Annotated in this window: 6 protein-coding genes, 1 tRNA gene and 2 pseudogenes; 5 read left to right on the forward strand and 4 right to left on the reverse strand. The window is 58.8% G+C overall.

The window, feature by feature from the left end:
- Positions 1-10: 10 nt before the first annotated feature.
- Positions 11-730, reverse strand: a complete 720-nt coding sequence (locus KSS93_RS10710) for a lysophospholipid acyltransferase family protein (protein WP_217888257.1) — start codon at positions 728-730, stop codon at positions 11-13.
- Between the two features lie 247 nt (positions 731-977).
- On the opposite strand from KSS93_RS10710, the pseudogene KSS93_RS10715 reads away from it, so the two are divergent.
- Positions 978-2,222 (forward strand): annotated as a pseudogene (locus KSS93_RS10715) (IS256 family transposase).
- A gap of 96 nt (positions 2,223-2,318) precedes the next feature.
- Here KSS93_RS10715 and KSS93_RS10720 read toward each other — a convergent pair.
- Both KSS93_RS10720 and KSS93_RS10725 read right to left on the reverse strand, forming a co-directional pair.
- Positions 2,319-3,618, reverse strand: a pseudogene (locus tag KSS93_RS10720) (IS4 family transposase).
- An 859-nt stretch (positions 3,619-4,477) separates the two neighbouring features.
- Positions 4,478-5,167 carry a crotonase/enoyl-CoA hydratase family protein gene (locus tag KSS93_RS10725; protein ID WP_217888258.1) on the reverse strand — a complete coding sequence of 230 codons (690 nt, stop codon included), beginning with the start codon at positions 5,165-5,167 and terminating at the stop codon, positions 4,478-4,480.
- 289 nt (positions 5,168-5,456) lie between these two features.
- Between KSS93_RS10725 and KSS93_RS10730 the strand changes: the two genes are divergently transcribed.
- The 4 genes from KSS93_RS10730 to KSS93_RS10745 all read left to right on the forward strand — a co-directional run bounded on the left by KSS93_RS10730 (position 5,457) and on the right by KSS93_RS10745 (position 12,095).
- Positions 5,457-5,546 (forward strand) — tRNA-Ser (locus tag KSS93_RS10730).
- A gap of 413 nt (positions 5,547-5,959) precedes the next feature.
- Complete coding sequence (gene rdrA, locus KSS93_RS10735; RefSeq protein ID WP_217888259.1) at positions 5,960-8,731, forward strand: antiviral RADAR system adenosine triphosphatase RdrA; 2,772 nt, start codon at positions 5,960-5,962, stop codon at positions 8,729-8,731.
- The gene (gene rdrB, locus KSS93_RS10740) at positions 8,724-11,354 is read left to right on the forward strand and encodes an antiviral RADAR system adenosine deaminase RdrB (RefSeq protein ID WP_217888260.1); all 2,631 of its coding nucleotides are present in this window, start codon (positions 8,724-8,726) and stop codon (positions 11,352-11,354) included. The genes rdrA and rdrB overlap by 8 nt, the downstream gene beginning before the upstream one ends.
- A gap of 45 nt (positions 11,355-11,399) precedes the next feature.
- Positions 11,400-12,095 (forward strand): SLATT domain-containing protein, encoded by a 696-nt coding sequence (locus KSS93_RS10745; protein ID WP_217888261.1) that lies wholly within the window; start codon positions 11,400-11,402, stop codon positions 12,093-12,095.
- 192 nt (positions 12,096-12,287) lie between these two features.
- On the opposite strand, the gene KSS93_RS10750 is transcribed toward KSS93_RS10745, so the two are convergent.
- A complete protein-coding gene (locus KSS93_RS10750) occupies positions 12,288-14,423 on the reverse strand; it encodes a TonB-dependent siderophore receptor (RefSeq protein ID WP_217888262.1) in 2,136 nt (711 codons plus the stop codon).
- Positions 14,424-14,499: the final 76 nt, after the last annotated feature.

Below are 14,499 nucleotides of genomic sequence, written 5' to 3' on the forward strand. Positions count from 1 at the left end.
ATGCTCTGGGTCACTCTGCGCCCAATTCACCTTCCATATGGTCGATGCAATGCTGCATCTGCGCCCGGCACTGCTCGATCAGCGCCGGCAGGTCCTGGGTGGTCAATCCGGCAGTGGCGATGGGGGCCAGCGAGCGCACGATCACCGTGCGCTGGCGCCAGCTATCGAGCCCAAGGCGCTGCGAGTAACGGCTGACGCACACCGGCACGATCGGCACGCCGGCCTCGATTGCCATGTGGAAGGCGCCCTTCTTGAAGGGCAGCAACTGTTCGCTTGGGTTGCGCGTGCCTTCGGGGAAGATCCAGATCGAGGTGTGATTGCGCAGGGTACGGGTGGTGGCCTGCATGGCCCGGCGTGCCTGGTAGGCGTTGGCGCGGTCCACCAGCACGTTGCCGCCCAGCCAGAACAGTTGGCCGAACAGCGGGATCCAGCCGAGGCTCTTTTTGCCGATGGCGACGGTGCGGCGGGGCACGACCTGGCCGAGGATGAACAGGTCGAAGTTGGATTGGTGGTTGGCGATGATCACGCAGCCTGGCGGCTGGTCCCACAGCGGAGCTACCTCGGCCTTGACCCTGATACCCATGAACCAGGCAGCGGGGATGCTGTACAGGCGGGCGAACAGGCGGCTGTTGTCGGGATTGAACGGGCGCAGCAGGCCGATCACCAGGCCCGCCAGGCCCACCAGCAGAAAGTGCAGGGCCAGCAGGAGCATGCGGAGCAGATAGAGCATGGTATGACTCGCAGCAGACAGTCGCGACGCAGTGTACGACTGTGCACTGTGGGGGCAAATTTCGCCTGGGCGGCGGGGGCTATGTGCTTTTGGGGGCTGGAATCTTGGGGGCGTTGGTTGGTTGGTTGGTTGGTTGGTTGGTTGGTTGGTTTTGATAGTTGTATGCGCATTCATTATTTGTAGTGACGCTTATTCGAGGGTGTCAGAAATTTTGTGTTCGGGCATAACATGAGTAAGAGGTGCATGTATGCCAACCAAAAAGAAACCCCTGCGTGACCTGCCCCAAATCCCCAAAGAGCTGCTAGAGCAGTTCGGTGAGGGCCTGATGACTGCCGAAGCTATCGAGGATGCCTCTGCGGCGTTCAAGAAGGCCCTGATCGAACGCGCCCTGAGTGCCGAGCTGGGCCATCACCTGGGTTATCCGCCGGGCGCGCAGCGCCCAGAGGATGAAACCAATCAACGTAACGGCAAGAGTGGCAAGACTGTTTTAACCGGGGACGGCCCATTGCGGCTGGATATCCCCGTGACCGAGACGGCAGTTTTGCGCCCATTCTGATTCCCAAGCATGAGCGGCGTTACACCGGTTTCGATGACAAGATCATCGCCATGTATGCACGTGGGATGACGGTCAGAGAGATCCGCGCCTTTTGTCCGAGCAGTACGGGACGGATGTTTCACCCGATTTCATCAGCTCTGTGACCGCCGAGGTCATGGAAGAAATCGGCGCGTGGCAGCAGCGGCCGCTTGAGCCTATGTACCCGGTCATTTTCTTTGATGCATTGCGGGTGAAGATCCGTGAGGAAGGCCTGGTGCGCAACAAGGCCATTTACCTGGCGCTGGGCGTTCTGCCGGACGGGACGCGCGATATCTTGGGCATCTGGATTGAGAACACCGAGGGTGCGAAGTTCTGGATGAAGGTGTTCAACGACCTCAAGACGCGAGGTGTCGACGATGTCCTTATTGCCGTGACCGATGGTCTTAAAGGCATGCCAGAGGCCCTCAGCGCAGTGTTTCCAGAGACGACGCTACAGACGTGCATCGTCCACCTGATCCGCAACAGCCTGACTTTGCAGCCTGGGACAAGCGGCGGGCACTGGCCAAGGCGCTCAAGCCGATCTACCAGGCCATCAATGCCGAAGCGGCTGAGCAGGCGCTCGATGAGTTTGAAAGTGGGCCTTGGGGCAAGCAATATCCAACGGTCGTTGCGGCCTGGAGACGCGCTTGGGATCGAGTGATCCCCTTCTTTGTCTTCCCGCCGGCCATCCGGAAAGTGATTTACACCACCAATGCCATCGAAAGCATCAATGCCCAGCTGCGCAAGATCATCAAGACCCGGGGTCATTTCCCGAACGATGAAGCAGCCACCAAGCTGATCTGGCTGGGTCTGAGAAACATCACGGCGAACTGGGGCTCAGCGGCGCATGATTGGAAAAGTGCGATGAATCAATTCGCGATTTTGTACGGGGATCGATTCATCAGGCCAACCTGGTGAAAATCAGGGCCTGCTTGACGGCAGGCCGCTACCGGCCCGCACACAAAAAAACTGACACTCCCCTTATTCACCTTTCCGCCCTTACGGCCATCCCTTTCAAGGTCTTTTCGTTTTGGCAGCCTTGATCACCCGGTCTGTTGAAACGTGGGCATGTACCGCCGTTCCCTGTACCCAGGTTTTGGGCTTGGCCACCTTGGGGCCTCGTGGGTTTTTCTCAACCTGCTTGGGCTGGATGTTCTTGGCCAGTTCCAGCAGGCGCCGACCTAATTCTTCTATAGGGACAACCGGTATGTGCTCCGATGGTAGGGCGATCTGCATACCCTCGTAGCCCCCTCGGATCTGGACCGCCAAGTGATAGATCGACGCCTCCCAACTCTCCGGCAGCGTCTCGCGGTGGGCTTGCTCAACACTGCGTTTCAGCAATGCCAGAACGTTGTAGGCCAAGACCGCAGTGGTGAACCCAAAGCGCAGCACGCGGGCTGCCGAGGGTTTCAATTTCACTTTCCAGAATGGCTTCTAGTCGCAGAAACATCCCTTCGATGCTCCAGCGACGACGATACAAATCTGCGATCTGCTGTGTGCTGATGCTCTCGGGCAGGTTGCTCCAGAACATCAGACTGGTATCGCCTGAGTCGTTTTTTGAATGGAGCGTCAACTCGACCCGCCGCCACGTGTGCCCGCCCCTCACCTCGATAGATTGCTCGCGTACCATACCTGTTGCGACGGGCATCGGCGCTTGCCACTCGCCTTCCTGGATTATGCGTGGGTGCTTGGCTTGCTCACGAATGACAAATGAAGTTTTCACCTGCCCGCACGCCTCCATCACAGGAAGCGTGCAGTAGAGCCGGTCAGCGATCCAAACCTGATTGGGCTGGGCATCAGCCAGTAGCGGTAGGACGCAGACTCGCTCACTTGCGTAGGCGTCTTCGCAGGGTTGCAGGTCAATTACCTGATCCAGATCGGGATCGTAGACCACTACCGAAAACCCCGGACGGGCAGCCCCGCGCTCCTGGCGCAACGCGCCAAGACGCTTTTCGGTGGAGGCCAGGTGGCTGCCATCAACCACCCGAATTTGCCAATTGGGAAGCATGGCCGAGCAGCCCAACTCATGGATCGTTGGAGTCAGTCGCTGTGCGCAACCTGTCACCAGGGCACGTAGTAGCGCAGGTTCTGTTCGACTGATTTTGTCGTAAAGCGCTGCCAGGCTGACCGGGAGATCGTCCAACTGCTTTGCCGCAGCATGTAGCGACGGCTTCAGACCCAGCGAAACGAGCGACATGAGCTTGACGATGGTCGAGAACAACAGCTCACGAGAGTACTGCCGCTGGCGGTGCTCTTCGAAAACCTGATCGACCCACTCAGGCGCAATAGCTTGCTCCAAAGCGAGTTTGGCCATGACGCTGGCCGGTGCTTTTTTCTCGAATCGCGCTAGAACATCAGCCCACATCACTCGGGTCTTCCTGACTGGATTTCAGCAGATTCTACCGAAGACCTTGAAAGGGATGGCCCTTACGGCGGCTTACTTTTGTCTTGGCAAAAGTAAGCAAAACCGCTCGCTCCCATCATCCGGCCCCTGCGCTGCGCTCCGGGGTACCCTCACTCCGGGCTTGCTCCGGGGGTACGCGCCGACAGGCCGTCCCTGGCCCGATCGGCGCTCGACCGGCATCCATGCCGGTCGCCCCCCTACGCAATCCCTGCGTTCGGCCTCCTGAAGTCGCGAAGTTAGTGGCGGCGCCTGTGAGTACGCAGCTCGGTCGCTAGTTGCCACCGTGGGAACTCAGGATTGAATCGCGGGGCAAGCCCGCTCCCACGTGGTTCAGCGTGCGCAGTTCTAACGTGGGAGCGGGCTTGCCCCGCGATGGCTTTAGAACAAACCAACATCCCAGCTCTTGATCTGGCTGTTGATCTTGCTTCTAAGCGCGCAATAGCCCAGACAACACAAATCGCGACTTCAGGAGGCCGAGCGTAGGGATTGCGTAGGAGGGCGACCGGCATGGATGCCGGTCGAGCGCCGATCGGGCCAGGGACGGCCCGTCGGCGCGTCCCTCCGGAGCAAGCCCGGAGCGAGGGAACCCCCGAAGCGCAGCGTAGGGGGCCGGATGATGGGAGCAGACGGTTTTGCTTACTTTTGCCACGACAAAAGTAAGCCGCCGTAAGGGCGGAAAGGTGACGAAAAGCCGCCATCGTCAACGAATGCGCATACATCTACAAAAGCAATCACGATAAACCCCGAACTCGAACCCGAACCCCTCAACTCACCCCATATGCCCCTGATCCAGCAAAATCGCCTCATCCAAAGCCTCCAACAACCCCTTGCGCACTTTCAGCTTGGTATTCTTGTGCGCCAGCATGTTCAGCTTCTTCAATTCCCGGGCAACCAGACGTGCCTCATCGAGCAACCGCTCAGCCGGTACCACCTTGTCAAGAAACCCCGCATCCAGCGCATCCCGAGGCTCGAACATCTCGGCATTGATCACCGACCGGTGGAAGGCCGAACGGCGCAGGCGATCGCGGGCCAGTTCGATGCCCGCATGGTGCATGGTCATGCCGATCTGCACTTCATTCAGGCCGATCTTGTACGGCCCCTCGACACCAATGCGGTAGTCAGCCGACAACAACAGGAACGCACCCTTGGCCACGGCATGGCCAGGGCAGGCGACGATCACCGGGAACGGGTGCGAAAGCAATCTACGGGCAAGGGTGGAACCCGCAGTCACCAGGCCTACCGCCTCCTTGGGGCCGGCAGTCATCACCTTGAGGTCGTAACCGCCAGAAAGAATGCCCGGCTGGCCGGTGATGATCACCACCGCGCGCTCTTCCACCGCGCGGTCCAGGGCGGCGTTGAACGCCTGGATGACATCCGGCGAGATGGCGTTGACCTTGCCGTTGTTGAGGGTCAGGGTGGCGACGCCGTCTTCGGCGTGGTAGGTAATCAGCTCGCTCATGGCAGAGTCCTTTAGGTGGCGTGGCGACGACGTTACCCAGCACCGCCAGCCAGGTAAAGCAGCAAGGCTGACTGGCCAGTCAGCCTTGGCCCGTGATCCCGCAGCACAGCGGGGCAGGCCTTTCAGTTGCGGTAAAAGCGCTGGCGACAATGGCAGCATTGCCCTGATGCCCGCGGCTTTTCGGCAGGTGGGCTTAAGCGCATGAAAATTCTGAAAAAAATGCTTGCCAAAGAAAAGACCTTCGACTAAATTAGCGCGCCTCGACAGGCTGAACAGCTTGAAGAGAAACGGTGAAGTGTCCGAGTGGTCGAAGGAGCACGCCTGGAAAGTGTGTATACGAGAAATCGTATCAAGGGTTCAAATCCCTTCTTCACCGCCACATTCTGCGAAAAGCCCCCGAATCGAAAGGTTCGGGGGCTTTTTGTTTTGGCCTTTAAAACCCTGGATCGCGTGGCGGTGATTGATTTTATCTGCAGGGGCTGGACGTCTCCGGCGTGCAGAAAGCCGCGTTGCTTTTGGGGTAGGGGGCGGAGAGTTCAAAGGGGCATACCGCTAAAAGGGTGATGCTTTTTTGATATCACTGGGCAATACTCCATGCAACTCTGCATGGTTATGAAAGCTGTCGCTGCCCCTCGCGTTCTGTATCGGAATGGTGTTCCCTCGCAGCCCTTGGCTGGCGCTCGAATACGCCAGGTGAAGAAGCTCCGTACTTGCACCTGATGCAAGCTAATGAGTGGGATTGCAGAGCGGCCATGCGTAATTTTCCGCTTTGACTATCAAGGATCGAGCCGAATGACCCCCCGCCCGAAAACCATTATTGAAGTGCCCATCGAACAGGTCGAGCAGGCTCGCCAGGTAGCGATCAACAATCTGCTGGCGCAAGAGGTGTATGAAAAGATAAGACGACACCTCACAGAAACCCTGGCACGGCTGCCAGAGGGTTATGCAAAGAGTTTTTCGGATCTGGACGACCACCGCAGCCATGAAGCCATCCTCATCGATGGTGGTCGAGGTACAGGTAAAAGCTCGGTGCTGGTCAATCTTGCGACCTATCTGCAGCACGAGCGCGACTTCCTGATACTGAAACCCGTGGACCCGACGCTGTTGGAAAACGGTGACGACTTGCTGCTGAACGTCATCGTGGCGGCCTTGATGCGCGACAAAAGCGTGAAGCACGCGCTCCAGCACAATGAACAAGGCGCCGAAAGCTTTTACGACCAGTTGCACAAGCTGGGGGCCGCGTTGGAGGGCATCCAGACCCAGAAGGATAAATATGGCCTGGATAAGCTGCGCGCGTTCATGAGTGATCAGGCGTTGGCCGAACAGGTACATGAACTGTTCAGGCGCGTGCTGGCGCTGGTCGACAAGAAAGTCGTCGTCCTTCCCATTGATGATGTCGATACTTCGCTCTCGCTGGCCTTCGAGAACATTGAGGTGGTGCGTAAGTATTTAACCTCACCTTTTGTCATCCCGCTGATCAGTGGCGATCTGAATCTTTACAACGAAATCATCTGGCGCCAGTTCTATCAACGCCTCACCAGCCAGGCGAGAGACGTTGAGGATGCGTCTAGGCAGCGTGCCCGTGACCTTGCGGAAGACTATCAGCGCAAGGTGCTGCCGCTGCCCAAGCGTATCGAACTGCCTCAACTGACAACATATCTCGACGATCCGAACATCATGCTGACTGCTGCGGGGAGGGCATTGTTCCCGTTGCCGATATTACAGCACTGGTTGGACGCCTTGCTGAACGAGCGGGTGAATGGTGAGGGCAATAGCCGGCAACGGTTTCCACTGAAGACTGTTCGCGAAATGTCCCAGTTCATCAATGCGACCAAGGGGCTGATAGTCGGGCTGCCGGCGCAACTGGGGCTCAGCCCGAACATGCTGGTTGATGTTGACGCTTTCAATAAGATCAAACGCTCCTTGTTTATGTCTGATGAGATTTCCGAGGCAGTGCAGGTGTTTGCAGACAGTTATCGAAAAGCTCAAGTTACCCTGGCGGACGGCAAGCGAACGAGTCGAACCGAGCGTGAGCGCGCCTACAGTGCCCTGAGGCGTCGTGTCCAGTCGGCGAAACCTGCATTGAGAGAGGGGCATCGCGAGCATCTGCAACAATGGTATGAAGCGATTGCCGGATACTTCCGCTATCAGCGCAGGGGCGGGGCGGCGTACCTGACTGCCGAAACCAGCATGAGTTGGTTGTCTGAAGGTGATGCCTCGGATGACGGCACGGTCTTGAATCATGACCTGTTCCAACCCTTGAACCATAATCAGAAAATTTTTGAAAACTTCGACCTGGCCTACGATGCGCGCAAAAGCTGGAACGCGACGCTGAAAGGCTTTGTTCCTGATTTGTGGTTGGAGCGGCTGCCAGAAAAAACAATTCTGGCATACCCGACGCCGGAAAGAGGGTACCCGGTCAGCACGCAAAAAACAGGGCCGTGGGCGCTTTCCCAGCATGTCAAAAAAGAGAAGTACTTAGGGGATGCCGAGTTTGTCAGGCGCTTACTGGTACATTGGAGTTTCTTCTCCCCAAGCAAGCGTTCGAACCTGGTGCTGGGTGGGCGTGTTTTCGAACTGCTCATCATGAGCATGGTGCGCGATGTATCGTATGTGGAAATCGCGCAGTTGCTTGATCGTGCGCCATTCCACTCGGTTGCGGCACTGGCGGATACGAAAAGCTTGACGGTATCCGACTCGGATGCCGAGGCGGGGGGCGTGCGTGAAACGGTGGAACCACCGCTCCTGCCCGATGAAGAGTATCAAGAGGATCAATTGGATGCCGCCATCATTCAATTGGCGTCCGATATCAATTCGTGGAGGAAGGATCTTTCGGTGCAGGTGCCACCAAGCTGGCTGGTCTATAATGTAATGAATAAAGTGTTTAATCAGACTCACTATATTTATACAGCAGCTTCGAAGGGTGATAGCGATGCAAGGTTGCTGCGGAATATGGTTGATTTGGGGGTGCAGATTTATAACGCAATCTGGGCGGCGTTTGGCAGTTTTGAAAAAGGTGAGTTGTTTGGGTTTCCAAGGGTGATTGCTAATGTCAATATGACTGAGGCGGGCAAGGAGTTTGAAAAAAGCGTACTGTATAGGCAAAATATTTTGCCGTTCTTACACACAAATCGTAGCCAACAATCCTTTGATTTCAGGACGGGGTCCTATACATTTGCATTGGAGTCGCATCCGCTGCGAGAGTTGTTGTCTGATGTGTTTTCTGAGTTTGACTCGATAGAGGCTAAAGCTGCGGTAAAAGAAAGTTCATCTATTTCTCAGGGCGAGTATGAGGCTGAAAGTTCTCGCCGTCTTTCAAAATATGTAGCTAATTACTTTCGTGGTCTAGCCGCCACCGAAATCAGAAGTATGGATCCTGTAGAGTTGCATGAGCGGATTGAGGGTGTTTACCGAATGTGCCAGCGGGCTGGTATTGAAGCTGCGTTTCGTAGAGTTCCTAATGAAACGGGCATTGCTCGACGCATGCTCAGGGTGTCTTTGGAGCAGTTCGAAAAACTCACCGGGTTGCCTTTTCACGGACTGAACGCCAAAGACGATGCTTGATCAATCCCTGTTCGAACTCGCCAATGCCAGCTGTTTTTCCAGCCAGGCATTGGCGCGGCTGATCCGTGGGTGGCTGCTCAGTCCTGGCCATTTCAACGACTCCCTGGAACGTCGGCATTTCCATGAGCAGTGCGTGCTGGCACTGCGCAATGACCTGGATGCCGATTATCCTCGGCGTTTTCGCATCAACGATATGGCCCAGTCGTTGGCGGTGCTCTGGCCACAGACGATGTTCTTCGGGCCAAGGGGAGGCGAATTGCCGGTACTGGATGCCCTGTTCGATCAGTTGTTCCTCGAGAACGGCGACGTCATCCATTACCGCGATGACTGCATCCAGGCATACGTACGCAGTGCTGCTCGCCTCGACCCTACGTTGCTGGTCGGTTGGCGCATCGCCAGGCGTCTGCGCGAGTCGCCCAGGTTGAACTGCAAGGATCTGATGCGGATCGTGGCTGCCCAGCAACCCTTCTACAGCCCACTGCCCCATGAGGGCCGAGCCTTTGCAGAGAACCACGTTCATCTGGGGGGCGTCCATTATGATGGCCTGGTGCTCATGTCGGGGTTGAGCGAAGCGCTCCAGGGGCTGGCCCATGAGCCAGCACTGGAGGCGCTGCCGTCCTTGCAGGCGCTTGCGCAACGCCTTTTGATGGACATTCGAGGTGTCGAGTCCTCGGTCAGCGCCCGGCAGATATTTGGCGATACTCATGGCAGTCGAAAGTACGGGCAACAGCCCACTGCAATCAATTGGCGCTGGTTGGCACAAAAGCAGATCGAGCATGCCGACGATCCGCGTTCAGCACACTGGTTACGGTTGCAGATCGCGCGAAGCATTGCCAAAGGTGATATCAGCAATGCCTGGTTGTGGTTCGTCATTTGGTGCTGGAACCTTTACCAGCAAGTGGACTGTTCCAGCGACCTGCGCATGGCGATCTTTTTCCTGCTCAATTCCCTGATGAACCTGCGGCGCCAGCTGTTGATGGATGGTCAAGGCCTCACTCGGTTCGTCGAGGTATACAACAATCATGCGCGCCGTAATTTCGGCTGGGAGCATCAATACACCGATGCTGCTCGCCGGGTATTCCAGGGGCGCAACGATGTGGCCGAACTCAAGGTCACGCACCATCGGTTCAGCCCCGAAGCAGTCGTTCAGTGGCTGGGTCATATGGGTTCAGCGGCTGGCCTCAAGCCGTTTTCCCGGATACGGCCCGTACCTCAGGTGGAACATCTGCCTCTGCGTGAGCGCTTCGAGCGCTGGCATTTCTGTATCCATTTGATCCGTGATCCTGCCTTCCAGAGTAATCCCGCTCTCGTCTGGCAAGAGGCCGGTGAAATAGCACGTAAATTGGCGAGCGATGCATCCTGGGAGCGCGAAGAGTTACTCAATACGTCGCCACTGTGGGCTGGCAGGTTGCAGCCAGCGCGCTGGGTGCGTGGCCTGGATGTGGCGGGTGATGAAAATGCGGTTAAAACCGAGGTCTTCGCGCCCTCACTGCGCTGGTTGCGTCAGGGCTTGCAAAACAGGCCTTACCGGCGCGAGCCCAGCCTTGGCCTGCACCTGAGCGTGCATGCAGGTGAAGACTATGCGCACCCGCTCTCGGGCATGCGTCATGTCGATGAAACGGTCGTTTTCTGCGACATGCGTTCAGGTGACCGCCTGGGGCATGCGTTGGCCCTTGGAATTGCGCCTGACACCTGGCTGCAGCGCCACGGTGAGGCCATTCTGGATCTGGATGAGTATGTGGACAACCTGGTCTGGGCTTGGCATCACGCCCGGGAGATGAGTCCGTATCTTGGGTTGGCGGCACAAGTGGTGCCTAAGCTCGAAATGACCCTGGCCAGGCTCGTTCCTTACCTCTCCTGGAGCAACAGCCGCGAGCCTGCTCCAAGTCCGCAGCTACTGCATCAGGCCTGGTTGCTGCGGCGTAACTGTTATCACTACTGGAGTCGCGAACGGCTTGGTGGGCTGGGTGACGCCAAATTCAAGGCAGCAGTGCCTGATGCCGAATTGCTCGATGATACCGACTCAATGGCTGCGAAGTTGTGGCGCAGACGCTGGCAAACCCTGCGTGTGGGAAAGGTGGGTGTCGATGAGCCGTTGATCCCGGCGCAAATCGCCAATCCAGGCGCTTTCAAGGTTCGCATCAGTCAGGATGATCGCGATCAGGCCCGGGACAGGTTTGCGGAAAACGCCCTGAAGTTGATCACCGTGCGTGAAACTTCGAGCGAAGTGAAGTTCATGCATGCTTTGCAGGACTGGCTGCTGGACCGATACGATCGGTTGGGTCTGGTGATCGAGGCAAACCCGACTTCCAATGTCTATATCGCACGTCTGACTAGCCACGTCGAACATCCCGTGTTCCGCTGGTACCCTCCGGATGAGTCGACCCTTCTACCAGGGGCCAGCAACAACTTGTTCGGTCTGCGCCATGGGCCTAACCGGTTCTGCATCAACACCGACGACCCCGGCATCATGCCCACGACCTTGCGCACTGAGTTCGAACTGCTCCGGGAAGCTGCGCTGGAGCATGGCGTATCACGGACTCAGGCCGAGAGTTGGCTCGAGAGGATCAGGGTGTTCGGCGTGGAGCAATTCCATCAAAAGCACGAAACGTTGTGGCGTTGAGTTTTATCGCATCCAGTCAGACGCTCCATTGGCGTCGCGCATTCAATGAAAGGGGTCATCATGCGCATAGGAAGAAATCTAGGACGGCAGGAAACCGCCGGGCGCCTGATGCATTACCTTGAGAATACCAAGGGAGTAGATTGGGGGGCGTCAGGTAAGACGGCGTTGGGCACCGTATTCAATGAGCTCGCCCAGCTGGCTTATGATGATGTTCGCTATTACGACAAGGCTCGAAAGCGGCACCGTCGGTTGTCGCAATTTACCCGTTTCGTTGCCTGGGCTTGTGGTACCGCTGGTCTTTTGGCACCACCGTTGGCGGCAATCAGGCCAGAGTTCAAGGATCTGGCAGCCTACGCCTACCCGGCGCTCGTGGTGGGTGGGGCAACGTTGGTCTTCAATCGTCTGTTTGGTTCGACCAAGGGGCATGTCCGTTATGTGACGGCGCAGTTGGCCCTGGAGCACCGCATCACCCGTTTTCATCTGCAGTGGTCGCAGTGGTTGGCCAAGCATCCCGAAGAGTCTCTCGCACAGGCACAGGTCGATGAGGTTTTCCAACTGTTTTCCGACTTTGCAGGGGATACCTACAAGATCGTCCAGCAGGAAACGACTGCCTGGGGGCTAGCAGTGATCGCTGACATGGAAGAAGTCGGCAAGCAACTGCCCAAAGCCGACAACCCGGGGGCTGGCGCCCCGCAGGCCAACCCGAGGCCGGCAGATCCCAAAGCAGACAGGCAAGGATAAAGTACAGGTCAAAAGGTCTTAGGCTTTGTACGAAAAGTGCCTGCGCGACGATCATGCTGCGTTGAAAACAGGCTGGTGCGCCAGCCCGGTCGGAATGCTCATTTACAACCTGTAAAGTCGAGCGCGACTCCGACCGTTCCTCGCCTGTTTTCGCCTTGCCTGATCGCCGCTCGGCGACTTTTCGTACAAACCCTAGAAACTCACCGAAGCCGACAACCTGGCCGTACGCGGCGCCCCCGGGAACAGATAGTTGTCCCCCAGGTAATCCCCCACATCGCGCCAGTAGCGCTTGTCGAACACGTTATCCACGGTCAGGCGCAGCACCGTGTCGTAGCCACCGATTTGCGTGCGGTAGCGGCTGCCGATATCGAACACCGTGTAGCCGCCCACTTCGACGTTGCCGGCCTGGCTTGCGTACTTGCTGGCGCTGTAGCGCGCGCCGCCGAGCAGGGCAAGGCCAGGGACGGGCAGGGCGTAGTCGGCCTGCAGCGCCGCGCGCAGGCGCGGCACGTTGATCGCCTGGTGGCCCTCGTAAGTATCGGTGCCGCTGTTCTGCACCCGCGCGCGGATGGCTGCGGCGCTGGCGTGGATCTGCAGGTTCGAGGTGACGTGGCCGCTGGCGCCCAGCTCCAGGCCGGTGTTTTTCTGCTGGCCTTGCTGCACGTAGGTGAAGCCGGTGCCCTCGGGCCGGGCGTACTGGTAGGCCTGGCGGATCTGGAACAGCGCAGCACTGAAACTCATGCCCTGCCAGTCGCGCTTGATGCCCACTTCCAGTTGGCGCGACAGGGTAGGGGCGAGGATTTCACTGGCGTTGCTGGCGTACCAAGGCGCGGTGCCGCCGGCCGACAGGCCTTTGGAATAGCTGGCGTACAGCGTGGTGTCCGGCTGCGGCTTGTAGATCAGCGCGGCGTTTGGCAGCAGCTGGTACTGGCGGGTATGGCGGCCGGCAACGCCGTTCTCACCCCAGGTCTTTTCGTCCAGGCGCACTTCGCGGGCGCCGATCACGGTCTGCCAGTGTTCGTTGAAGGTGATGCGGTCGCTGAAGAACAGGCCGTACTGGCGGCTGTCCAGGCGGCGCTCGCTGTCGCCGACCGGGGCACTGGACGGTTGTACGGCGGGCGCGTCCTCGCCGATGTTGCCGTCGCCCACCAGCATGTTGTAGTAGGGGCGCTGGTCGAGGGTGCGGCGCTGGGCGCTGGCGCCCAGGGTCAGTTCATGGCCAACACCCAGCGCCTGGAAGCTGCCGTCGAGCGTGGCCTGGGCCTCGTCGGTGCGGCGGGTGTCGTCGGGGCTGCGAAAATCATAGATGTCGTAGTCGCCCGAGGGGCTGAAGTGCGCGGCATTGCCGCCGTCGCTGCCCCAGGCGAAGGCGCTGTAGTCGTCGATCACCACCTCGCTGCGCGAGGCGCTGAGGGTGCTGTTCCAGTTGTCGTTCAGGCGGTACTTGAAGCGCCCGCCCAGGTTCAGCGAGTCGTTCTGCACAGGCTTGGCCCACTGCTGCCAGGCCAGGTGGTCCTTCGGGTTCACGCTGTGGGGCAGCGAAGTGCCGCCCAGCAACTGATAGCCCGGCACCGAATACTGCTCGCGGTGCTGGTACTCGGCATCCAGTTCCAGCACGGCATCCGGGTTGATCTGCCAGTCGAACGCCACCGAGGCGAAGTCGCGCTTGCCGTCGGCATGGTCGACGTAGGAGCGGATGTCTTCGTGGGCCAGGTTCACCCGCAAACCGAACTGGCGTTCAGCACCGAACCAGCCGCCCAGGTCGGTGGCCAGGTACCGCTCGCCCTGCTCGTTGCTCGACACGCTGACGCTGCGCACATCCTCGGTGCGCTTGGTCACGTAGTTGACCAGCCCGCCAGGCTCGGACACGCCGCTCTGCAAGCCCGACAGGCCCTTGAGCAGTTCCACCTGCTGCTTGTTTTCCAGCGCCACGTTCTGCTCGCCGGCGATGGTCTGGCCGTTGATCTTGTAGCTGCTGGCGGCGTTCAGCTCGAAGCCGCGCACGTTGAAGTTCTCGTAGTAACCCACCGGTGCATAGCTCTCGCCCACCGAGGCATCGCTTTGCAGCACTTCGCTGAGCTTGCGCACCTGGCGGTCGTCCAGCAGTTGGCGGCTGAACACGCTGACCGCCGCCGGGGTGTCCAGCACCGGCGCTGCGTGCAGGCCGCCGACCTGGGTCTCGCGCACCTGGTAGCCCTCGCTTGCATAGCTGTCGGTGACGCGCACCGGGGCCAGGGTCACGCTGTCATCGGCCAAACCCTGGCCACTGTGCAGGGCCAGGCCCAGGCCGAGCAGGCCAAGGGGCAGGCGGGGGCGAAGCGGGGTCATGCAAGGCTCCTTGAAGGGGCGCGCGTCAGCGGTGCGGTGGTGGCTGTCGGGCAGGCGCGGCCGCCGGCGTTGCGCC

The organism is Pseudomonas xanthosomatis (genome assembly GCF_019139835.1).
In the GTDB taxonomy this organism is placed as follows: Bacteria; Pseudomonadota; Gammaproteobacteria; order Pseudomonadales; family Pseudomonadaceae; genus Aquipseudomonas; species Aquipseudomonas fakonensis.